This is a genomic window from Enterobacter sp. DN, from assembly GCF_046054285.1.
Taxonomy (GTDB): domain Bacteria; phylum Pseudomonadota; class Gammaproteobacteria; order Enterobacterales; family Enterobacteriaceae; genus Enterobacter; species Enterobacter hormaechei_C.
Genome location: NZ_JBJJTG010000002.1, coordinates 408803 through 431055, shown reverse-complemented (window position 1 = coordinate 431055; position 22253 = coordinate 408803). Strand labels below are relative to the sequence as shown.

Below are 22253 nucleotides of genomic sequence, written 5' to 3'. Positions count from 1 at the left end.
GCTACTATCGCCATAACCACGTTTTCAAAACTGAAAACATACACTCTAGCCCTGGCGCCTGTGTCGAGAGATATGGCGCCCTGGCCGTGGCGGATTTGCCACCAGGGTACAGAAAGAAATGACTGTGCCTCCCGATCTGGAAAGGTGTACATGGCTTCACAACTTACTGATGCTTTCGCGCGTAAGTTTTTCTACTTACGTTTGTCGATTACCGACGTGTGTAACTTCCGTTGCACCTACTGCCTGCCCGATGGCTACAAGCCGGGCAGCGTCACCAATAATGGCTTTCTCTCCGTGGATGAAGTACGCCGCGTCACGCGCGCGTTCTCTGAACTTGGCACGGAAAAAGTGCGTCTTACCGGGGGAGAGCCCTCCCTGCGCCGTGATTTCCCTGACATCATTGCCGCCGTGCGTGAAAACGAACGTATCCGCCAGATCGCGGTGACCACCAACGGTTACCGCATGGCGCGTGACGTGGCGAACTGGCGCGATGCGGGGCTGACGGCGATCAACGTCAGCGTCGATAGCCTGGACGCCCGTCAGTTCCACGCCATTACCGGCCAGGATAAGTTCCAGCAGGTGATGGACGGCATCGATGCCGCGTTCACCGCCGGTTTCGACAAGGTCAAAGTCAATACCGTGTTGATGCGTGATGTGAACCACCATCAGCTGGACACTTTCCTGGCGTGGATCAAACCGCGCCGCATTCAACTGCGTTTTATTGAGCTGATGGAGACCGGGGAGGGTAGCGAGCTGTTCCGTCGCCATCATATCTCCGGCATGGTTCTGCGCGACGAACTGCTGAAACGCGGCTGGATCCACCAGATCCGCCAGCGCAGCGATGGCCCGGCGCAGGTCTTTTGTCATCCGGATTATGAAGGCGAAATCGGCCTGATCATGCCCTATGAAAAAGACTTCTGTGCCAGCTGCAACCGCCTGCGCGTCTCCTCCGTCGGCAAGCTCCATCTTTGCCTGTTCGGGGATGGCGGCGTCGATCTACGCGATTTGCTGGAAGATGACGCCCAGCAGGACGCGCTTGAAGCACGTATTTCCGAGGCGCTGACGCACAAAAAGCAGACCCATTTCCTGCATCAGGGCAACACCGGCATTACTCAGAACCTGTCCTATATCGGCGGGTAATCAGGCTTTAGAAGGAACCAGAAGATGAGTCAGGTAAGCGCGGAATTTATCCCGACACGCATTGCTATTCTTACCGTTTCCGAACGTCGTGGTGAAGAGGATGATACCTCTGGCCACTGGCTGCGCGAGGCGGCACACGAAGCCGGACACCAGATTGTTGATAAAGCGATCGTCAAAGAAAACCGTTACGCCATTCGCGCTCAGGTCTCACAGTGGATTGCGGGTGATGACGTCCAGGTGGTGCTGATCACTGGCGGCACCGGCTTTACCGCAGGCGACCAGGCACCGGAAGCGCTGCTCCCGCTGTTCGATCGCGAAGTGGAAGGCTTCGGCGAAGTGTTCCGCATGCTCTCCTTTGAAGAGATTGGCACCTCTACGCTTCAGTCCCGTGCCGTCGCGGGGGTGGCGAATAAGACGCTGATCTTCGCCATGCCGGGGTCGACCAAAGCCTGCCGCACCGCGTGGGAAAACATTATTGCCCCGCAGCTGGATGCCCGTACCCGTCCGTGTAATTTTCATCCCCATTTAAAGAAATAAGCTATGTCACAACTGACCCACATAAACGCCGCTGGCGAAGCGCATATGGTGGATGTCTCCGCCAAAGCCGAAACGGTGCGCGAGGCGCGTGCTGAAGCGTTCGTCACCATGCTGCCGGAGACGCTGGCGATGATTATCGACGGCAGCCATCACAAGGGTGACGTGTTTGCCACCGCCCGCATCGCCGGTATTCAGGCCGCTAAACGTACCTGGGACCTCATCCCGCTCTGCCATCCGCTGATGCTCAGCAAAGTGGAGGTAAATTTGCAGGCGCAGCCGGCGCATAACCGTGTGCGTATCGAGTCCCTGTGCCGCTTAACCGGGAAAACCGGCGTGGAGATGGAGGCGTTGACGGCGGCCTCCGTGGCGGCGCTGACCATCTACGACATGTGTAAAGCGGTACAGAAAGATATGGTGATTGGCCCGGTGCGTCTGCTGGCAAAAAGCGGCGGCAAATCCGGTGATTTTAAGGTGGAAAGCCATGATTAAGGTGCTCTTTTTTGCCCAGGTCCGTGAGCTGGTCAATACCGACAGCCTGACGCTGGACGGCTCTTTCGAAAATGTCGCCGCCCTGCGTGCGCATCTGGCGGCGCAAGGCGACCGCTGGGCGCTGGCGCTGGACGAAGGCAAACTGCTGGCCGCCGTGAACCAGACGCTGGTGGAGTTGACCCACCCGCTGGCCGATGGGGACGAAGTGGCCTTCTTCCCGCCGGTCACAGGGGGTTAAGATGACGGAAACCCGAATTCTGGTCGGCCATGAGCGTTTTAACGTGGGCACGGAATATGACTGGCTGGCCGGGCGCGACGAAGACGGCGCGGTCGTGACGTTTACCGGGAAAGTGCGTAATCATAATCTCGGCGACAGCGTAAAAGCGCTGACGCTGGAGCACTATCCGGGAATGACCGAAAAATCGCTGGCGGCCATTGTGGAAGAGGCGCGAGGCCGCTGGCCACTAGGGCGCGTTACGGTTATCCATCGCATCGGCGAAATGTGGCCCGGCGAAGAGATTGTGTTTGTCGGCGTCACCAGCGCCCATCGCGGGAGTGCTTTTGCGGCGGGGGAGTTCATCATGGATTACCTTAAAACCAAAGCGCCGTTCTGGAAGCGTGAAGCGACGCCGGAAGGTGAGCGCTGGGTAGAATCACGCGACAGCGATAAGCATGCCGCCAGCCGTTGGTAGTTGGTTTACGCGGATGTGTTACTCTTAACGTGTGTGTTTACTTAATCAGGAGTGAATCATGGACCGATTTCCGCGTTCCGATTCGATAGTTCAGCAGACCCGTAGCGGGCTGCAAACCTACATGGCTCAGGTGTATGGCTGGATGACGGTTGGCCTGCTGCTTACCGCGTTTATCGCGTGGTATGCGGCAAACACGCCTGAACTGATGATGTTTATCTTCTCAAGCAAAATCACCTTCTTTGGGCTGATTATTGCGCAACTGGCGCTGGTGTTCGTGCTCTCCGGGCTGGTGCACAAGCTCAGTGCGGGTATGGCGACCACGCTGTTTATGCTCTATTCGGCGCTGACCGGGCTGACGCTTTCCAGTATTTTCATCGTTTACACCTACTCTTCCATCGCCAGCACGTTTGTGGTGACCGGCGGGATGTTCGGTGTGATGAGCCTGTACGGTTACACCACCAAACGTGACCTGAGCGGCTTCGGCAACATGCTGTTTATGGGGCTGATTGGGATTGTGCTGGCGTCGCTGGTTAACCTGTGGCTGAAGAGTGACGCGCTGATGTGGGCGGTGACCTATATCGGGGTGGTGATCTTCGTGGGCTTAACCGCTTACGATACCCAGAAGCTGAAAAACATCGGTGAACAAATTGATGTTCGCGACAGTTCAAACCTGCGCAAATACTCGATTCTGGGCGCGCTGACGCTTTATCTGGACTTCATCAACCTGTTCCTGATGCTGCTGCGTATCTTCGGCAACCGTCGCTAGTTATTTCCCCCTCACCCTAACCCTCTCCCTCAGGGAGAGGGGATTGCACGGTGCGGGCTTTTCTCCCTCTCCCCGTGGGAGAGGGCCGGGGTGAGGGCATCAGACCGCAGCGCTACCCGACACAACTCACTTCGCCAACATCCTCTCGTTCTTCGCGCGCAGCTTCTTCGCCCGACTCTCCAGCACCAGATAACAGACCGTTGCCAGCGCCAGCGGCAGGAAGTAGTAGATCATGCGGTACGCGAGCAGGGCGGCGATAATCGTCCCGTGAGACACATGCTCCCCCGCAAGCAGCGCGATAAACACCGCCTCCAGTACGCCAATACCCGCCGGAATATGCACAATCACCCCGGCAATACTGCTTACCAGCAGCACGCCCAGCACGAAGAAGTAGTTCACATCTTCGCCAATCAACAGCCAGATAATGGCCCCCATCGCCATCCAGTTAGCGCTGGAAACCACCATTTGCAGGACGGCAAACTTCCATGACGGCAGCACCAGCTTCTGGCCTTTAATGGTCATGTGACGACGTTTGGCAAAGGCGCAGGCCCACAGGTAGGCGGCGATGATCAGCAGCAGTACGATGCCCAGGATGCGCAGGGTAGCCTCATCGATGTACCAGTGCGCAGGCAGCTGCACCACGCCGATGGTGAAAATCACCCCGCCCAGCAGGATATACCCCAGCCAGTTGGTGGTGATGCTTAAGGAGAAAATACGCGTGATGGTGCCGCCCGGTAAGCCAAGGCGGGAGTACAGGCGATAGCGCATACCAATCCCGCCCACCCAGGTGCTCAGCGTCAGGTTAAAGGCATAGCAGATGAATGACACCAGCATAACCTGCCGTTTGGCAAGCTTATGTCCGCAGTAGGCACGTCCCAGCAGGTCATAGCAGCCGTACATCAGGTAGCTCACAATCACCAGCCCAACGGCCCCCAGCAGGACTGTCCGGTTGTAGTTGCGAATAACTTTCCACACCTCTTCCCAGTCCACCTTTTGGGCATACACCACCAGCAGGACCGCGACGGCAATGAAGAACAGCCAGGTCAGGATTTTTTTCGCCAGCCGCCAGCGAGGATGAGATTTCGACATCAGGTTTTCCCTCCATCTTCCGCCTCTACGCGGTCCTGGGTTTCCATTTCGGGTTGCACAGGCGGATACACCAGCGCCAGTTTCGGCGTATGCGCGGGCAGCCAGCCCACCATGGCCGGGAAGTGGCGCAGGAAGTGGAACACCACCACGCCGATGCCCACGTTCCACCAGCTCCGTTTCGGCACCATGGACTCATCCACACGCACGCAGTCTTTATTGATAAGACCCTGAAGGTTATCGCGCAGGGTCTGATTAAACTGGCGATCGTGGATGATCAGGTTCGCTTCCAGATTGAGCGATAAGCTCAGCGGATCGAGGTTGCTGGAGCCAACGGTCGCCCAGTGGTCATCCATCACGGCGACTTTGCCGTGCAGCGGGCGGCGGCGATATTCATAGATTTGCACGCCGCTTTTGACCAGATAGCGATAGAGCAGACGCGCGCCCACCTTCACAATCGGCATATCGGGCTCACCCTGCACGATAAGCTTCACGCTCACGCCGCGTCGGGCCGCGTTGCGCATGGCGTGCAAAATCCGGTAACCAGGGAAGAAATAGGCGTTGGCGATAATCACCTCGCGCTTCGCGTTCGCCAGCATCTTCAGGTAATGACGCTCGATATCGTCCCGGTGCTCCTCGTTATCCCGCCAGACGAACAGCGCCTGCGCCTCGCCGGGCTTGCGGTTCTCTTCCGGGCGATGACGGCGTCGCCACCAGCGGCGAGCGGCCTCTTTGCCGGGTAAGTTTTCCAGCACGAACAGCTGGATGTCCTGAACCACCGGTCCTTCGATACGGATCGCGTAGTCCTGTTTAGCTTCGGGACCGTAATCCGACATATGCTCGGCGGAGTAGTTAATGCCGCCAACGAAGGCCACCGTTTCATCCACCACCACAATTTTGCGGTGCATTCGGCGGAACAGGTTGGTGCGCATGCCGAACAGACGCGGGCCGGGATCGTAATAGCGGAACACCACACCTGCGGCGGTGAGCTCGTTAACAAATTCGTCGCTGAGATCCGGCGAACCATATCCGTCGAGCAGAACCTCGATTTTTACACCGCGACGGGCGGCATGCAGCAGTGCGCTGTGCAACTGCCTGCCCACATCGTCTTCAAACCAGATAAACGTTTCGAGAAAGACTTTCTGCTGTGCGTGGCTAATCGCCTCAAAAACCGCCGGATAAAAGTTATCGCCATTTTCCAGCAGCGTAATACGGTTACCTTCCTGCCATGTGCATTTCATAAGTGGATCTCCGCGCTGAGTGGGGCATGGTCGGAGAGATGTCGCCAGTTGAGTAAAGCCAGCGCCGTCGGGCTGCTGGCGTGGGCATTTTTTACGTAAATGCGGTCAAGGCGCAGCAGGGGGAAGCGCACCGGAAACGTCCGCGCGGGACGACCGCGTGAGCGGGTAAAGATCTCCTCCAGCCCCGCCTTCACCTTCAGCGGATGGTTGGCCCGCTGTCGCCAGTCGTTGAAATCACCGGCCACCACTACGGGCTCGCCCTCCGGCAGCGCATTGGTCCAGTCTGCCAGCATCTGTAGCTGGGCCTGACGGTGGGCTTCACGCAGGCCAAGATGAACACAGCCCACATGAATGGGAAAATCGAGCGCCGGGGGGGTGATACGACAGTATAACAGCCCGCGTTTTTCGCTCTCGCCAACGGAGACGTCGCGGTTCTCATAATGCTCGATAGGAAAACGCGACAGCACCGCGTTACCGTGATGCCCCTCCGGGTAGACCGCATTGCGCCCGTAGGCGTAATCGCTCCACATGGTATCCGCCAGAAACTCGTAGTGGGGCGTGTCGGGCCAGTTTTCGAAATGCATAGGGTGCACTTCGTGCGCGCCCATGACCTCCTGGAGGCAGACAATATCGGCGCTGACGGTGCGTACCGCGTCGCGCAGCTCCGGTAAAATGAAGCGGCGGTTAAATGCTGTGAAGCCCTTATGAATGTTTATCGTCAGCACCTTAAGCGAGAAATGCTGCGTTTTTTTGCTCATAAACACCTTCCTGGGTGACTATCCCGATGAAAATAAAGTGTAGTAGGCGTCACAAAAAGATGCGGCGTTACGGAATTTTCCGTAAAGTGCGGTAGTCTGAATTAGCAGAGAAAAATCCTTCAGGAGAGAAGCCATGAAGTGGCAACAACGCGTTCGTGTCGCAACCGGTTTGAGTTGCTGGCAGATAATGTTGCATTTACTGGTCGTGGCCGTACTGGTGATGGGCTGGATGAGCGGCACGCTGGTGCGTGTCGGCTTAGGGTTATGCGTGGTTTACGGCGTGACCGTGCTGTCGATGCTGTTTTTACAGCGTCACCACGACGCGCGCTGGCGTGAAGTGGGTGATGTGCTCGAAGAGCTCACCACCACCTGGTATTTTGGTGCGGCAATGATCGTCCTGTGGCTGTTGTCACGCGTGCTGCAAAACAACCTGCTGCTGGCCCTGGCGGGTCTGGCTATCCTCGCAGGGCCTGCGGTGGTGTCGTTGCTCACCAAAGAGAAAAAGCTACGCGATGTTTCGTCTAAACATCGCATAGGCCACTGAGCCCGTTGTGGCCGCGATGACCAGTAGCGGCCACAAACTTCCCCACACAATATCCAGACTCGCATCCTTCAGATAGATTTGCTTGGTGATATCCGTGAAGTGACGAATTGGGTTTATCCACGTCAAATCCTGTAACCACACCGGCATGTTCTCCACTGGCGAAACGTACCCTGAAAGCAAAATCGCCGGCATCATAAAGACAAACACCCCGATAAACGCCTGCTGCTGCGTTGAGCAGAGCGCGGAAATCAGCAGCCCAAACCCCACCAGCGACAGGCCGTAAATCACCATCGTGAAGTAAAACAGCGCCAGCGATCCGGCAAACGGGATCTGGTACGCCCATATTCCCACCCCCAGCACGATGGTGGCCTGGAACGTCGCGACAATCAGTGCCGGCACCGCCTTGCCGACAAATATCTGCCAGGTGGCGAGCGGTGAGACCAGCAGCTGATCCAGCGTACCTTGCTCACGTTCGCGCGCCACGGACAGCGAGGTGACAATCATCACGCCAATGGTGGTGATCATGGCGATTAATGACGGCACCACAAACCATTTATAGTCCAGGTTCGGGTTGTACCAGTTGCGCACCACCAGCTCGCTGTTGTTGGGTTTGGGTTTGCCCGCCATCAGCTCCTGCTGGTAATCCTTCACCACCTGTTGCAAATAGTTCGCCGCAATCTGGGCGCTGTTGGAGTTACGTCCGTCGAGGATCAGCTGCATCGGCGCGGTCTGGAATGTGTCCAGGTTGCGGGAGAAGTCCGCCGGGAAGCGTACCAGCAATAATGCTTTTTGCGTGTCGATGGTGGGCTGGATCGCCTGTGGGCTTTCCAGAAGCAGGACATGGGTAAAGGCTTTGGCGCGGGCGAAACGCTGCGTCAACTCGACGGAATGCTTGCCGTTGTCTTCGTTGTAAATGGCGATGGTGGCGTTGGTGACCTCCAGCGTGGCGGCAAACGGAAACAGTACAACCTGAAGCAGCACCGGCAGCACCAGAATTGCGCGGGTCTGCGGCTCGCGCAGCAAGGATTGCAGCTCTTTGCGGATCAATGTCCATAAACGGTGAAACATCGCGTCGTCCTCCTGTCGGGTGGCGCTTGCGCTTACCCGACCTACAAAATCCGATGGCTAATCTAATCTTCTTTTCGTTTTCATCCACGTCAGCCCGATAAACATCACCGCCGACGCCAGCAAAAACAGGGTGTTGATAATCAGCACCACCGGAATATTTCCCGCCAGGAACAGGCTTTGCAGGGTGCTCACAAAGTAGCGCGCCGGAATGATGTACGTCACGGCGCGGATCACCGCCGGCATACTGTCTATCTGGAAGATAAAGCCGGAGAGCATAATCGACGGCAGGAAGGCGGCATTAAGCGCCACCTGCGCGGCGTTAAACTGGTTGCGGGTGATGGTGGAAATTAACAGTCCCATCCCCAGCGTGCTGAGCAAAAACAGGCTGGTAATAAAGAACAGCAGCACCAGCGAGCCGCGGTACGGCACGCCAAGAATAAATACCGAGACCAGCATACACAGCAGCATCGCCAGCATGCCGAGGAAGTAGTAGGGGATCAGCTTGCAGAGCAGCAGCTCGACGCGCGTCACTTCGGTCGAGAGCAGCGCCTCCATGGTGCCGCGCTCCCATTCGCGGGCGATCACCAGCGAGGTGAGGATCGCGCCAATCACCGTCATGATGATGGTGACTGCCCCCGGAATAATAAAATGCTGGCTGATGGCGGCGGGGTTAAACCAGTAGCGCGTCTGCACGTCAATCAGCGGTTCAAACTCCTCCCCCCGGTCTTCGGCGCGCTGCATCTGCCAGAGCTGCCAGATCCCCTCCGCATAGCCCTGCACGAAGTTGGCGGTGTTCGGCTCGCTGCCGTCGGTGATCACCTGAATTGGCGCATCGGCGCCCGGGCGTGCCATATTGGCGGCAAAATCGACCGGAATGACGATCAGACCGCGAATTTTTCCGGCCTGCATTTTCTGGATCAGTTCCTGCCGGTTGTCGCTGATGGTGGCATCGATGTAGGGCGAGCCGGTCATGGCGTGGGTGAAGTCCAGCGCCTCTTCGCTCTGCTGCTCCAGCAAAATCCCGACCCGCAGCTTGCTGGAGTCGAGGTTAATCCCGTAGCCGAAAATAAACAGCAGCAGCAGGGGGATCACCACCGCAATCAGCCAACTGCTGGGGTCACGCACAATCTGCCGCGTCTCTTTGACGCACAGGGCGCGCACCCGGCGCCAGGAAAGGGTGTTACTGCGCATGAGTATTCTCCTTATCCCAGTCGTGGATGAGGGTGATAAACGCCTGCTCCATGGTCGGGTCTGGCTGCGCGTCGTCGGCGGCCTGCGCTTTCAGGTCATCCGGGGTGCCGTGGGCAATCAGCTTGCCGCGATAGACCAGCCCGATGCGGTCGCAATACTCTGCCTCGTCCATAAAGTGGGTGGTGACCATCACGGTCACGCCTTTTTCCACCATGCTATTGATATGCAACCAGAATTCTCGGCGGGTGAGGGGGTCCACGCCTGAAGTCGGTTCATCAAGAAACAGGATATCCGGCTCGTGCATCAGTGAGCAGGCCAGCGCCAGCCGCTGTTTGAAGCCAAGCGGCAGAGCGTCGGTAGCGTGTGAGGCGATATCGGTCAGGCCGAAGGCGTCGCACATGCGGCCGATCTTCTCATTCTGTGCCCGTCCCCGCAGGCCGTAGACGCCGGAGAAAAATCGCAGATTTTGCTCCACCGTCAGGTTGCCGTAGAGCGAAAACTTCTGCGCCATATAGCCCAGGTGCTGGCGCGCCTTGCCGGAGCTGACTTTGAGATCCATGTTCAGCACCAGCGCTTTGCCGGAGGTTGGTACCAGCAGGCCGCACATCATTTTAAAGGTGGTGGATTTCCCCGCGCCGTTCGGCCCGAGCAGGCCAAATATCTCGCCGCGCTTCACCGCAAAATTGACGTTATCGGTGGCGGCGAAATCGCCGAATTTTTTGGTGAGCGATTTTGCTTCAATGACCGTTTCGCCCGGCGTGCCTTCCACCGTGTGCAGGATGGCGCCAAGCGGTGATTCTGAGGTTCCCGCCCCGCCCAGCAGATCGATAAACGCATCTTCAAAGCGCGGCGCGGTCTCTGTCATGTCGATCTCAGGCATACCCTGCGCACGGCGGATATCGTCGGCGGTAGTCTCTTTTTTGAGGATCACGCGCACCGAACGGCCCTGAATCATCCCGTCGCTCACCTGCGGCAGCTTCAGTACCCGTTGCAGCAGCTTGCGGTTGGACTCCTGCGCGCTGTGCAGCAGAAAACTGCGCCCGGCCATGGTTTGCGTCAGCTCGGTGGGTTCGCCCTGATAGAGCAGTTCGCCTTCATTCATCAGCAGCACGTCGCGGCACTGCTCTGCTTCATCAAGGTAAGAGGTACTCCAGAGGATCAGCATGCCGTCACCCGCCAGCTCGTGCACCATCTGCCACAGCTCGCGGCGGGAAATCGGGTCCACGCCCACGCCGGGTTCATCCAGCAAGAGCACCTTCGGTTCGCCCACCAGCGTGCAGGCCAGCCCCAGCTTCTGCTTCATCCCGCCGGAAAGTTTGCCCGCCAGCCGGTCGGTGAACGGGCCGAGGGAGGTAAACGCAAGCAGACGCTGGAAGGTTTTCTGCCGGGTTTCGCCGGTAACGCTGCGCAGATCGGCATACAGGTTGAGGTTTTCCATTACCGTCAGATCTTCGTACAGACCAAACTTCTGCGGCATATAGCCGAGCATGCCGTGGAGCGCCGCGTCGTCTTTGATCGGATCGAGGCCAAGCACGCTGGCACTGCCTTCATCCGGCTTCAGCAATCCCGCCAGCATCCGCATCAGCGTGGTTTTACCCGCGCCGTCCGGCCCCACCAGCCCGGTCACATAGCCTTTCTGAATCGTACAATTCAGCGGTGCGACCGCCGGTTTGGCCATTCCCGGGAAGCGTTTGACCAGATTGTTGAGCTGGATAACCGCATCATTCATGTCGTTCCCCGTCGTTTAAGGTCACGGTAACAGGCATGCCCTGACGCAGCGCGTCGTCCGCATCGGTGACGATGATGCGCAGGCGGTACACCAGGTCGGTACGTAGGTCCGGGGTTTCAACGGTTTTTGGCGTGAACTCGGCGGTAGGGGAGACGAAGCCCACTTTGCCGTGATACGGCTTGTCCGGGCGACCGTCGGTATAGAGCAGTAGTTCGCGGCCCGGCTGCATCTGACCAAGATTTGGCTCATCAATGTAAGCGCGCACCCACACCGGACGGGTTAAGGAGAGCGTTAACACGGTGCTGCCCGCGCTGAGCATGCTGCCTGGCTCCACGGCGCGGGTCATCAGCGTGCCGTCAGACGGGGCGACTAACGTGGTGTCGTGCAGATCCAGCTCCGCCTGGGCTAACTGCGCCTGCGCCTGCTCAAGGCTGGCCTTCGCCTGGGCAATGTCCTGCGCACGGTTACCGGTGCGGTACTGGCTTAACTTATCCTGGGCAGATTTCAGCGTCGCCTGTGCCTGGTCGCGGGATGAGCGCGCGTTTTCCAGGTCGTTGGCGGAAATAGTACGGCTTTTCCATAAGCCTTGCTGACGGTTATAGAAATTCTGCGCATAGTCATAGGCGGCTTTTGCCTGCTTAACGGCAGCGGCCGCCTGGGAGATCTCTTCGTCACGGTAGCCCGCCAGCATCAGGTCGTATTGCGCCTGTGCGACGGAGACGCCTGCTTTTGCCTGCATCAGCGCGTTCTCAAACGGGGCTTTGTCCAGCATTCCCAGCGTCTGCCCGGCTTTGATGGCATCGCCTTCGTCAACGTTCAGCGAGGCCAGCCGTCCGCCGACGCGGAAGCTCATGTTCACGGTGCGGATATCCACGTTGCCGTACAGCGTCAGGCCACGATCCTGCTGGCTCTGATACCACAGCCAGCCACCGATTCCCGCAGCAAGTAACACAACAACCACCAGAATGATGGCGACAGGTTTTTTCATGACTTCTGGCTCCTTTGCGTTAAGCCTTGCAGGATCAGATCAACGTGACAGGTAATGACCTGGCTAATTTGCGCGGCTTTATCCTCATCGAATTGTGTCCAGCCCGTACGTAACAGGATGGTCTCACGCCCCAGACGGAAGGCGAGCACTTCGCCCAGCAGGGCGTGGGTATGCAAAATGGTGTCGGTATCGCTGGCGTCCCGTCCGGTATAGGCGGCGATCAGCCGGGTCAGATGGCTGTGCATCGGGGCGATCACCTGATCGTGCACCAGCTGGTACGCGGTAGTGGGGGAGAGCTGCTCGCGGGAGATAAATTTGCTCAGGTTCAGCGTATCGTCGTGCGTCAGCAGGCGGATCATGTTGTGACAGGCGTTAAGGATCAGCTGGCGGATGGCAGCCCGGTCAGGCTCTGGCTGGCTGAACAGCGCGGTGGCTTCTTCCACGTGCGGGCGAAAGCTGGTGCCGATAAAATCCGCGATCCACTGGGCGCAGGCGAGGTATAAATCCTCTTTTGAGCCAAAATAGTAGGTGATGGCCGCAATATTCTGCCCGGCCTGAGCGGCGATATCCCGCGTGGTGGCATGCAGACCATACTCGCCAAACTGCGCCAGCGCGGCGGCGATAAGCTGACTTTTCGCCTGTTCGCCTTTGGTTGTCGTTGGGGTTGTATTCATAGCAGCATTAAAAATTAATCAATCGATTGATTAAGATTATGCCTGATTTGCGCAAACGTCGAGTCATCGCCGGGGATATTTTATGCGCCACGTCACAAAAGCTGCTACACTCCGCTCCTTCGCGACATTGTGGTTTTTGTCCTTCTATTCGTTATATCTCCCTGAAAACTACACCTGTGATGGTCGGGGCGGTTCGGAGTTTTTATGTCTTTTGATTCCCTTGGTCTGAACCCGGAAATTCTGCGCGCCATCGCAGAGCAGGGCTACGTTGAGCCAACCCCTATCCAGCAGCAGGCCATTCCGGCCGTTTTGCAGGGCCGTGACCTGATGGCAAGCGCGCAGACCGGTACCGGTAAGACCGCGGGCTTTACCCTGCCGCTGCTGGAGCTGTTGGTAAAAAACCAGCCGCACGCCAAAGGCCGTCGTCCGGTGCGTGCGCTGATCCTCACCCCAACCCGCGAACTGGCGGCCCAGATTGGCGAGAACGTGCGTGAATACAGCCGCTACCTCAACATTCGTTCGCTGGTGGTTTTCGGCGGGGTAAGCATTAACCCACAGATGATGAAGCTGCGCGGCGGCGTGGACGTGCTGGTGGCAACGCCGGGGCGTCTGCTGGATCTGGAACACCAGAACGCGGTGAAGCTCGATAACATCGAAATTCTGGTGCTGGACGAAGCCGACCGTATGCTGGATATGGGCTTCATCCACGACATTCGCCGCGTGCTGGCGAAGCTGCCGACGCGTCGTCAGAACCTGCTCTTCTCCGCGACTTTCTCCGACGAGATCAAGGCACTGGCGGAAAAGCTGCTGCATAACCCGCTGGAAGTGGAAGTCGCGCGCCGCAATACCGCCTCCGAGCAGGTGACGCAGCACGTGCACTTTGTGGATAAGAAGCGCAAGCGGGAACTGCTCTCCCAGATAATCGGCCAGGGCAACTGGCAGCAGGTACTGGTCTTTACCCGCACCAAGCACGGCGCTAACCACCTGGCGGAACAGCTCAATAAAGACGGTATTCGCAGCGCGGCGATCCACGGCAACAAGAGTCAAGGTGCGCGTACCCGCGCGCTGGCTGATTTTAAATCCGGCGACATACGTGTGCTGGTGGCAACCGACATCGCCGCCCGTGGCCTGGACATTGAAGAGCTGCCGCACGTGGTGAACTACGAGCTGCCAAACGTGCCGGAAGACTACGTGCACCGTATCGGCCGTACCGGCCGTGCGGCGGCAACCGGGGAAGCGCTCTCTCTGGTCTGCGTGGATGAACACAAGCTGCTGCGCGACATCGAACGCCTGCTGAAGAAAGAGATCCCGCGCATTGAGACCCCGGGTTATGAAGTGGATCCGTCGATCAAAGCCGAGCCAATTCAGAACGGTCGTCAGGGCGGCGGTCGCGGTCAGGGCGGCGGCGGTCGCGGTCAGCAGCCGCGTCGTGCCGAAGGTGGCGCGCCGAAATCTTCGGGCAAACCGCCGCGTCGTAATAACGACAGCAAACCAGCCGGTGAAAACCCGTGGCGTAGCGGCGAAGGGAAACCGGCAGGCGAGGGGCAGCGCCGACGCCGCCCGCGTAAACCTGCTAACCCGCAGTAATCTGGAAGCCCGGTCGTAAAGCCGGGCTTTTCTTTTTGCGGCAGCGAAGAGAAAGTGCCACAATAGTGGCTGTTTATACAGTATTTCAGGTTTTCCGATGGCTTTAACCGCTGCGCTCAAGGCGCAAATTGGCGCATGGTATAAGGCGCTACAACAGCAGATCCCCGATTTTATCCCCCGAGCCCCGCAGCGGCAGATGATTGCCGACGTGGCGAAAACGCTCGCCGGGGACGACGGGCGACATCTGGCGATTGAAGCCCCGACCGGCGTCGGGAAAACCCTGTCGTATCTCATTCCCGGCATTGCCATCGCGCGGGAAGAAGACAAAACGCTGGTGGTCAGTACCGCTAACGTGGCCTTGCAGGATCAGATCTTCAGCAAAGATTTGCCGCTGCTGCGCAAAATTATCCCCGATATACGGTTCACCGCCGCCTTTGGTCGCGGGCGCTACGTCTGCCCGCGCAATCTGGCGGCGCTGGCCAGCAGTGAACCCTCCCAGCAGGATCTGCTCGCGTTTCTTGATGACGAGCTGACGCCAAACAACAAGGCGGAGCAGGAGCAGTGCGCAAAGCTAAAGGCCGATCTCGACGGCTACAGGTGGGACGGCCTGCGGGATCACACCAGCCAGGCGATCGGCGACGACCTGTGGCGCAGGCTCAGCACCGATAAAGCGAGCTGCCTGAACCGCAACTGTCATTACTATCGCGAGTGCCCGTTCTTTGTCGCCCGGCGTGAGATTCAGGAAGCGGAGGTGGTTGTCGCCAACCATGCGCTGGTGATGGCTGCCCTGGAGAGTGAAGCGGTCCTGCCGGAGCCCAAAAACCTGCTGCTGGTGCTGGATGAAGGTCATCATCTGCCCGACGTGGCGCGGGATGCGCTGGAGATGAGTGCGGAAATTACCGCCCCGTGGTTTCGCCTGCAACTCGATCTGTTCTGCAAGCTGGTGGCAACCTGCATGGAGCAGTTCCGCCCGAAAACCACGCCGCCGCTGGCGGTCCCGGAGCGGCTGAGCGAGCACTGTGAAGAGGTGTACGGCCTCATCGCCTCGCTGAATAACATTCTCAACCTGTATCTCCCCGCCACCCAGGAAGCGGAACACCGCTTTGCGATGGGTGAGTTGCCACAGGAAGTGATGGAGATTTGCCAGCAGCTGGCGAAGCACCTTGAAAAGCTGCGCGGGCTGGCGGAGATGTTCCTCAACGATCTCAACGAGAAAACCGGTACCCATGACGTGGTGCGCTTGCACCGCATTCTGCTGCAAATGAACCGCGCGCTGGGCATGTTTGAGGCGCAGAGCAAACTCTGGCGGCTGGCCTCGATGGCGCAGGCGTCCGGGGCGCCAGTGACAAAGTGGGCCACCCGCGAAGTGCGAGACGGACAGGTACATCTGTTCTTCCACTGCGTGGGCATCCGCGTGGCCGATCAGCTGGAAAAGCTGATCTGGCGCAGCGTGCCGCACGTGGTAGTGACGTCGGCAACCCTGCGTTCACTGAACAGCTTCTCAAGGTTACAGGAAATGAGCGGCCTGAAAGAGAAAGCGGGGGACCGTTTTGTGGCCCTGGACTCGCCGTTCAACCACTGTGAGCAGGGCAAGCTGGTGATCCCGCGCATGAACTATGAGCCGCTTATCGATAACGAAGAGCAGCATATTGCGGAAATGGCGGCCTACTTCCGCGAGCAGGTTGAGAGTAAAAAATACCCCGGTATGCTGGTGCTGTTTGCCAGCGGCCGCGCGATGCAACGCTTCCTGGAGCACGTCACCGATCTGCGCTTACTCCTGCTGGTGCAGGGCGATCAGCCGCGCTATCGGCTGGTGGAAACGCACCGTAAACGCATTGATAACGGCGAGCGTAGCGTGCTGGTGGGGCTACAGTCCTTTGCGGAAGGGCTGGATTTAAAAGGCGACTACCTGACGCAGGTGCATATCCATAAAATTGCCTTCCCGCCCATCGACAGCCCGGTGGTGATCACCGAAGGCGAATGGCTGAAAAGCCTTAACCGTTATCCGTTTGAAGTGCAAAGCCTGCCTGCGGCGTCGTTTAACCTGATCCAGCAGGTCGGGCGCTTGATCCGTAGCCACGGCTGCTGGGGCGAGGTGGTGATTTATGACAAACGCCTGCTTACCAAAAACTATGGCCAGCGGCTGCTGAATGCGCTGCCGATCTTCCCGATTGAGCAGCCAGAAGTGCCGGAGGTAAAAAAACGCCCGGCAAAACCCTCTGCCGGGCGTACAAAAAGCATCCGTGCAAAGAGGCGCGGTCCTACTGGTAAGTGAATGTCACCTGAATCACGCTGCTGAACGTCCCGGCAGTGACGGGCATTGAGGTGGCGTAGTAGCGTGCGGACAGAGGAAAGGTTGCCGTGTGGTCGCTCGGATTGATGGCGGCGTTAAAGGCGGCCTGCGGGGCAATCAGTATTTTGTCCTGTCGGTCTGCCAGCTCCAGCGCCAGTCCCTTTGCGCTACCGATATTGGCAAATTTGGTCGGATGCACGCTGTCTGCCTGGCCATAGAAAAAGGCCGTGGCAAGCGCCAGCGTGGCTGGGCAGTGCGATACTGACAGGGAAAAGTCTTTCCACTCGCCGGTATCCCCCACGTCTCTAAAACTGCCCGACACCGCCTGGCCTAAGTCCACCGTCAGGTTGCGGCTGGCGCTGTCAATGACGCAGGTATTGGCGTAAATATTTCCCGTCATCTGGATCTGAATGTCGTCTGCGTGAGCCTGGGCCAGTAAGCCCACCGCCAGAAACGCGATTGTCTTTTTCATGTTTGTCACTTATAGGCGAGAGTGATGGTTGCTACGGTGTTGGCGGGGCCGGGCGTCACCACATCGCTGGTCTGCTCGTAGCGAACCTGAAAGGGGATATCCAGCGTTTCATTGGCAACGGCCTGGCTTTGGGTGTTGACGTAGGAGTCAAAGGTCGCGATATGGTCATCAAACAGCATTCTTACCCCGACGCCCCTTGCCATGCCCGTCTGCTTCGTCAGTTTGATCACTCCCTCAAATGCCGTTTCGTACCCGTTAGCACTGGTGATTTTTAGCTCAGGCTGAACGGTTGTGTCACAGTTAACGGTGATATTAAACGTCTGAGCGGGGCTGGATAAAAACCCCACGCTCATAAAATCACTGACGGGAAAATCGCCCAAATTAACGGTGAGATTTTTTGGCGAAACAGAGCAGGTGACCTGATGCAAAATGACGTTACCTGCATACGCAATATGATTAGGGCTGCCGATCCCTTCATGGCCAAAAACGCCAATGCCGAATTCGGTCTGAGACTGCACCAGCGTGCCGGATGTCACGGCGTCGCTTGTTTTCACTAGTTCAAGCGTGACGTCAAAGTTAAACGACTGTGTGCCATCGGTAGAAACATAGGCAACAGGCGTTCCGCGTGAATCGCACTGTACTCCGCCGGCTCCGCTGATTCGCTGACCCTGATCGTTCATTAGTGCGACCCCAATCCCCGGTACGCCGGAATCATAAACGCCCCTGAGCCCAGGAATTTCCGCGCCGGTGCCGTAGTAGCAGGAAACAATTTCCAGACCGCTGTCGATACTCTGATCGCAGTGCCCGGCAACATGAACGCTTTGCTCTGTACCCGGGATAGTTGCGCCAACGGCCAGCGTCGTGGGGACAGAGATGGAGGCCACGTTAATCATTTTGGGCAGATCCGGCGTGGTGCAGGTCGCCTTCGCATGCGGCATAAATAACGCGGCGGTTCCCAGAACCAGTAAGAAAAAGCACTGTTTAATCATTTGCATAATCGTTAGCCTGAACGGTAATCAATGACACTGCGCGGCAGCGTTAATGATGCTGGTTTTCTCTTTCTCATCCGTTAGCGCATAGTCAGCGACGCAGTGCTCGCTCGCCTCCTTTCCCCAGGAAACGTTGAGATGCCCTTGCTGTGGCAGACCCGAGAGGTAAGTCTGGCCGTCATTTCCGACAATAAATTCGCTGTCCTTATCCCCGGTGGTGACCGTTGCGCCGAAGGGCAGCGGTTTACCATTTTGTGTAAGCGTCATCAGGACGCGATTACCCACGCGGGTAGTAAAGCTGGCGCGCACCACGGCCCCTCGGGTCGGCGTCACAATTTGCGCCGCGTGGGTGACGTCGGCATCCTCCGGCAGCGTTTCGGTATCCAGTGCGATGGTGTTATGGCGATACGCGGTCACGAACGGCACGACGGTATAGCCGCGGAAGTCAGTCTCCACGCCTGTCTGGTTGGTGATATGGGTGCCGTGCGTACCTGGCGCTTTCACCAGCGCGATGGTTTCACCGAGCGGCTGGCTCAGGGTTATCCCGTTAGCGTGGGCCACCACGCCGCCCTGCAAACCGACGTTCAGGGTCTGCTGATACCTATCCTGACTGACGCCTGCGCTCACTTCGCCGTAGGTCGCTTTGTAATCGGCGTTGATGCTGGTGGAGTTACCGCTGCCGGTGCTGCTCAGCCCTTCCTGGATATTCCAGTTCAGGTTGTCTTCTTTCAGCGCCGTACCGTTAAGACCGATGTTCTGCGTGGTGCCGTCTTTGGTGTTGTTCAGGTTGTACGTGGCCCAGGTATTATGCATCCAGCGATCCAGCGGAACCGAAACGCTCAGCGAGAATTGGTTGTCGTTTGTTACCTCATTACCGTCTTCATCGCTGTCGTGAGTGTTTTTGTTCATGCTGTAGCTGAGGCTGTAGCTCACGCCGTGCCAGCTGTTGTTGTAGCTGACGCTCAGGGAGGTCATGTTCTGGCTCTGGCTCCAGTAAGTTTCCTTCACCATGCTCAGCGTCACCGACCCCCAACCTTCTGGCAGCGTCTGGTCAATGGTGGCTTCTGTACGGGCGCGGCGCTGCTGGGGAGCAGACCAGTCGTCGGCGCGGGTATACGACTCCATGGTGTCGTCCAGGGTGTAAAACCCCTTGCTGTTATAGCGATAGCCCGCAAGCGAAAAGTTGGTGCCTGAACCGGCGAAATCTTTGCTGTAGCGTACGCGCCACGACTGGCCCTTGCTGGACTGCTGTTTTTTCAGCAGGGCTCTGGCGCGGGTCACGTCAATGGAGAACGCCCCGAGATCGCCCATGTTTTTCCCGGCGCCGAGCGCCTGGGACTGATAGTGGCTGCTCTGCTGCACGCCGCCGTAGGCCGTGAAGCCGTGAGGTAAACCGTAGATGGCGCTTCCCTGGGCAAACGGCGTCTTTTCAACGTCTTTGTCATAAGAGCGATAACGCCCGGCGGTTACGCTGTAGCGCAGGTTTTTTTCACGCTGCAATACCGGCACGGAGGCAAACGGCACCACGAAATGGCTCTCGCTGCCGTCTGTTTCTTTCACCGTAACCTGGAGGTCACCGCTGCTGCCGGTGGGGTAGAGGTCGTTAATTTCGAATGCGCCCGGCGCGACCGTGTTCTGATAAATCACGTACCCGTTCTGGCGGACCATCACCAGCGCGTTACTGTGGGCGGTGCCGCGAATAATAGGGGCATAGCCTTTTTCGCTGTCCGGCAGCATGTCGTTGTCGGATTTCAGCTCCACGCCGGTGTAGGGGACGCTGTCAAAAACGTCGGAAGGTGAGGTGCTTTGACCCACCGTCACGTCACTTTTCATCGCCACCATATCGCGTTGCGCATAGGTATAAACGGAGGTGAATTTCTGTTCCTCCTCGTGGCCCGTGGTGCTGCGATTCCAGGTGGAGTAGTTACGAACGCGCCATACCCCGAGGTTGAAGCCGGGACGCAGGTTAACGTACTGGCTGCTGCTATCCTCTTCACCCTGCTGGCGCGCATGGCTCTGGCTGGCGTTGACGCTGTAATTAAGCAGGCCCGCGTTGATCCCTTCGTCAAACTCTTTCGGGTCGATGTAACCGCGTGGCACCTGTCCGAGCGCCTTTTGCGGAATGCTCAGCAGCAGCTGCTGATTGCGCACGCGAAAGGTCGCGGATGCCGAAGGGATGGCGTGTAGATCGGCGCACTGACCTTCTGCCCTCAGCTGCGGATATTTTTGCGTTTTGATCCCGAGGCTCTTTAATTCGTCCAGTGTAAAACAAGGCTGAAGCGTGCTGGTGCCCTGCGGATCTTTAACTACGTTAAAGGTCACGTCACGGGTATCAATTTTATTGTTATTGATAAATACCGCGACCTGATATTTACCTGGCGCCTGACCGGGACCTTTTTCATAGACAGACAGATCGGTCTTTTCCTGCTGCGGGTTATCAATGTCCAGCAGGGCAGGGTTAAAATAATCATCAGCCAAAACCTGCTGCGCAAAGATCGCCATTGCCAGGCAACAAAAAGTCATCAGCAATGACGAAAATCGGCAGGTGAACGGCTTTTTATGGCTGTACATGATGATTTTATTACCGGGCAATATTACTAATGAACGGGTTTAGACCATGTCTGGCTGATGCTGCCGTAATCCGTAATAATGGAATACACGACGGTCGAGCCTCCGACATTGCCAGGTAAAGCAAAATGCGTTTCAGTTTTCGGCACAGCCCAGGTGGCTTTCGTGATTTTCTGACCATTCAGGGTGACGGCCTGAAAATTCATATAGAAAGGCGTGGGATTATTTACCACTAAATCATTCCCTTCGCGATGCCATTCAAGTTTATCGGCCATATCTTCTGGTTTGCCTTTTACCGCTGACGGGCGATACAGCAATTTAATTCGGGTGTTAATGGCAATTTGCAGCGTATTTACGCCTTCAACATGCTTTGAGGACGGGATCGCTTTAATATTCAGCCAGTACAGAGATTCCCTGTCTTCCGGTAAATTTCCTCCCGTACGCACCACGCGTAGTACGTTATCTTCTTTCGCATCCAGTCGGAAAAGCGGCGGGGTGATCAGGAACGGTGCTTTGGCCAGGTTTTTACCACCGGAATCGACCCAGGACTGCACCAGATAATCTGTGGTATCTGGGTTTGAAAGACCAAGAGATGATTCGTTTTTATCTCCCTGATAGACCAGACGGGTGCCATTGATCACGACACCCGCCTGTGCCGAGGCTGCTACCAGTAAAAGAGTGCTCAGTAAATAACCGTGGCGCATAAAGATTTCTCAATAAAAAGATGAGATATTAATGCCCGCAAGAGCATTAATATCTCAGGATTGATAAGATCAGTTATAAATAACGGTGAAGGTCGATACAGAGTTAGCAGGGCCCGCAGTAACTGCCGCCTGAGTTTGAATATAACGCGCACCGAACTCCAGGTCGTTAACCTCCGTTCCGGAGGCTAAAGGATATTGCTTCGAAGGGGTATACAGAGTGACAGGCTGCCCGGAAGCGTCCATTAGCTGAATAGCTACACCAGTAGCCGCATCGGTATCGGGCGTTAATGCCAGCGTGGCATTATTATCCGCATCCGGGGTACCACCGAAGTTAATCGCAGCCGAGGTTACGGTTTCCGGACAATTGGTTAACTTAATATCAAACTTCGTGAGTGTGCTGGTAGAGCCTGCGCCGGTAAATACCGTTTTAGATACTTTTCCTAACTGAACATCTAATGGATTACTTAATCCATTCACGACCTGGCAAGCAGAATCGATAATTTCTCCGGTGAAATTAATCTGCCCTTCACCGTTGGTTTCCGCAAATGCGGATGCAGAACACCCCACCGTTGTGGCGATAAACAACCCTAATGCAACCTTGTTCATAGTAAATCCCAATGTGTTTCTGGCAAAAACGTTGCCTGGACGTTTTTACCGTTGACCCTTAATAACTTTCCGATGTTTATTTAATCAAAAAAAGGGCAGGTACGAATCTTTAGTTCCAATCACAAATAATG

Annotated in this window: 22 protein-coding genes and 1 riboswitch; of the genes, 9 read left to right on the top strand and 13 right to left on the bottom strand. The window is 57.1% G+C overall.

The features are described 5' to 3' along the window. Positions 1 to 29: 29 nt before the first annotated feature. A riboswitch (molybdenum cofactor riboswitch) is annotated at positions 30 to 163 on the top strand. The 6 genes from moaA to ACJTMZ_RS06600 all read left to right on the top strand — a co-directional run bounded on the left by moaA (position 151) and on the right by ACJTMZ_RS06600 (position 3624). Beyond that, positions 151 to 1140 (top strand): GTP 3',8-cyclase MoaA, encoded by a 990-nt coding sequence (gene moaA / locus ACJTMZ_RS06625; protein ID WP_017384935.1) that lies wholly within the window; start codon positions 151 to 153, stop codon positions 1138 to 1140. It overlaps the preceding riboswitch by 13 nt. Before the next feature lie 24 nt (positions 1141 to 1164). Continuing rightward, positions 1165 to 1677: a molybdenum cofactor biosynthesis protein B gene (gene moaB / locus ACJTMZ_RS06620; RefSeq protein WP_015571084.1), complete on the top strand. Its 513-nt coding sequence runs from the start codon at positions 1165 to 1167 to the stop codon at positions 1675 to 1677. A 3-nt stretch (positions 1678 to 1680) separates the two neighbouring features. Continuing rightward, positions 1681 to 2166, top strand: coding sequence for a cyclic pyranopterin monophosphate synthase MoaC (gene moaC, locus ACJTMZ_RS06615; RefSeq protein WP_017384934.1), 486 nt, complete (start codon positions 1681 to 1683; stop codon positions 2164 to 2166). Then, positions 2159 to 2404 (top strand): molybdopterin synthase sulfur carrier subunit, encoded by a 246-nt coding sequence (moaD, locus tag ACJTMZ_RS06610; RefSeq protein WP_003858510.1) that lies wholly within the window; start codon positions 2159 to 2161, stop codon positions 2402 to 2404. Before moaC ends, moaD begins: the two co-directional genes overlap by 8 nt. Position 2405: 1 nt before the next feature. Further along, complete coding sequence (gene moaE / locus ACJTMZ_RS06605; protein ID WP_015571082.1) at positions 2406 to 2858, top strand: molybdopterin synthase catalytic subunit MoaE; 453 nt, start codon at positions 2406 to 2408, stop codon at positions 2856 to 2858. Between the two features lie 58 nt (positions 2859 to 2916). After that, positions 2917 to 3624, top strand: coding sequence for a Bax inhibitor-1/YccA family protein (locus ACJTMZ_RS06600; RefSeq protein WP_015571081.1), 708 nt, complete (start codon positions 2917 to 2919; stop codon positions 3622 to 3624). 126 nt (positions 3625 to 3750) lie between these two features. On the opposite strand, the gene ACJTMZ_RS06595 is transcribed toward ACJTMZ_RS06600, so the two are convergent. From ACJTMZ_RS06595 to ACJTMZ_RS06585, 3 genes are read right to left on the bottom strand one after another with little or no spacing between them, the layout of a single operon-like run. Then, complete coding sequence (locus ACJTMZ_RS06595) at positions 3751 to 4713, bottom strand: YbhN family protein (protein WP_015571080.1); 963 nt, start codon at positions 4711 to 4713, stop codon at positions 3751 to 3753. Then, positions 4713 to 5951: a cardiolipin synthase ClsB gene (gene clsB, locus ACJTMZ_RS06590; protein ID WP_252010874.1), complete on the bottom strand. Its 1239-nt coding sequence runs from the start codon at positions 5949 to 5951 to the stop codon at positions 4713 to 4715. The genes ACJTMZ_RS06595 and clsB overlap by 1 nt, the downstream gene beginning before the upstream one ends. Beyond that, on the bottom strand, positions 5948 to 6709 hold the full coding sequence (locus ACJTMZ_RS06585) for an endonuclease/exonuclease/phosphatase family protein (RefSeq protein ID WP_017384933.1): 762 nt from the start codon (positions 6707 to 6709) through the stop codon (positions 5948 to 5950). The genes clsB and ACJTMZ_RS06585 overlap by 4 nt, the downstream gene beginning before the upstream one ends. Before the next feature lie 133 nt (positions 6710 to 6842). Between ACJTMZ_RS06585 and ACJTMZ_RS06580 the strand changes: the two genes are divergently transcribed. Beyond that, entirely contained in the window at positions 6843 to 7253 is a 411-nt protein-coding gene (locus tag ACJTMZ_RS06580; RefSeq protein ID WP_003858499.1) for a YbhQ family protein, read from the top strand. Here the strand turns inward: ACJTMZ_RS06580 and ACJTMZ_RS06575 are convergent. The 5 genes from ACJTMZ_RS06575 to cecR are packed head-to-tail and all read right to left on the bottom strand — an operon-like array spanning position 7215 to position 12903. Further along, on the bottom strand, positions 7215 to 8321 hold the full coding sequence (locus ACJTMZ_RS06575; RefSeq protein WP_017384932.1) for an ABC transporter permease: 1107 nt from the start codon (positions 8319 to 8321) through the stop codon (positions 7215 to 7217). The two genes, ACJTMZ_RS06580 and ACJTMZ_RS06575, sit on opposite strands and share 39 nt — an antisense overlap. A gap of 57 nt (positions 8322 to 8378) precedes the next feature. Further along, positions 8379 to 9512 (bottom strand): ABC transporter permease, encoded by a 1134-nt coding sequence (locus ACJTMZ_RS06570; protein ID WP_023296150.1) that lies wholly within the window; start codon positions 9510 to 9512, stop codon positions 8379 to 8381. After that, the gene (locus tag ACJTMZ_RS06565) at positions 9502 to 11241 is read right to left on the bottom strand and encodes an ATP-binding cassette domain-containing protein (protein WP_032102648.1); all 1740 of its coding nucleotides are present in this window, start codon (positions 11239 to 11241) and stop codon (positions 9502 to 9504) included. The genes ACJTMZ_RS06570 and ACJTMZ_RS06565 overlap by 11 nt, the downstream gene beginning before the upstream one ends. Continuing rightward, positions 11234 to 12229 (bottom strand): secretion protein HlyD, encoded by a 996-nt coding sequence (gene hlyD, locus ACJTMZ_RS06560; RefSeq protein WP_023296152.1) that lies wholly within the window; start codon positions 12227 to 12229, stop codon positions 11234 to 11236. Before hlyD ends, ACJTMZ_RS06565 begins: the two co-directional genes overlap by 8 nt. Next, entirely contained in the window at positions 12226 to 12903 is a 678-nt protein-coding gene (gene cecR, locus ACJTMZ_RS06555) for a transcriptional regulator CecR (protein WP_017384928.1), read from the bottom strand. Before cecR ends, hlyD begins: the two co-directional genes overlap by 4 nt. A gap of 204 nt (positions 12904 to 13107) precedes the next feature. On the opposite strand from cecR, the gene rhlE reads away from it, so the two are divergent. Both rhlE and dinG read left to right on the top strand, forming a co-directional pair. After that, complete coding sequence (gene rhlE / locus ACJTMZ_RS06550; protein ID WP_032102650.1) at positions 13108 to 14490, top strand: ATP-dependent RNA helicase RhlE; 1383 nt, start codon at positions 13108 to 13110, stop codon at positions 14488 to 14490. A gap of 97 nt (positions 14491 to 14587) precedes the next feature. Continuing rightward, positions 14588 to 16765 carry an ATP-dependent DNA helicase DinG gene (gene dinG / locus ACJTMZ_RS06545; RefSeq protein WP_252010872.1) on the top strand — a complete coding sequence of 726 codons (2178 nt, stop codon included), beginning with the start codon at positions 14588 to 14590 and terminating at the stop codon, positions 16763 to 16765. On the opposite strand, the gene ACJTMZ_RS06540 is transcribed toward dinG, so the two are convergent. The 5 genes from ACJTMZ_RS06540 to ACJTMZ_RS06520 all read right to left on the bottom strand — a co-directional run bounded on the left by ACJTMZ_RS06540 (position 16752) and on the right by ACJTMZ_RS06520 (position 22122). Next, complete coding sequence (locus ACJTMZ_RS06540; protein ID WP_015571072.1) at positions 16752 to 17255, bottom strand: fimbrial protein; 504 nt, start codon at positions 17253 to 17255, stop codon at positions 16752 to 16754. The two genes, dinG and ACJTMZ_RS06540, sit on opposite strands and share 14 nt — an antisense overlap. A 5-nt stretch (positions 17256 to 17260) precedes the next feature. Beyond that, positions 17261 to 18250, bottom strand: coding sequence for a fimbrial protein (locus tag ACJTMZ_RS06535; RefSeq protein ID WP_017384925.1), 990 nt, complete (start codon positions 18248 to 18250; stop codon positions 17261 to 17263). Positions 18251 to 18271: 21 nt separating this feature from the next. Next, positions 18272 to 20815, bottom strand: coding sequence for a fimbria/pilus outer membrane usher protein (locus ACJTMZ_RS06530; protein WP_252010871.1), 2544 nt, complete (start codon positions 20813 to 20815; stop codon positions 18272 to 18274). A 26-nt stretch (positions 20816 to 20841) separates the two neighbouring features. Next, positions 20842 to 21516, bottom strand: a complete 675-nt coding sequence (locus tag ACJTMZ_RS06525; protein WP_015571069.1) for a molecular chaperone — start codon at positions 21514 to 21516, stop codon at positions 20842 to 20844. Between the two features lie 69 nt (positions 21517 to 21585). Next, on the bottom strand, positions 21586 to 22122 hold the full coding sequence (locus ACJTMZ_RS06520) for a fimbrial protein (RefSeq protein ID WP_015571068.1): 537 nt from the start codon (positions 22120 to 22122) through the stop codon (positions 21586 to 21588). Positions 22123 to 22253 lie beyond the last annotated feature (131 nt).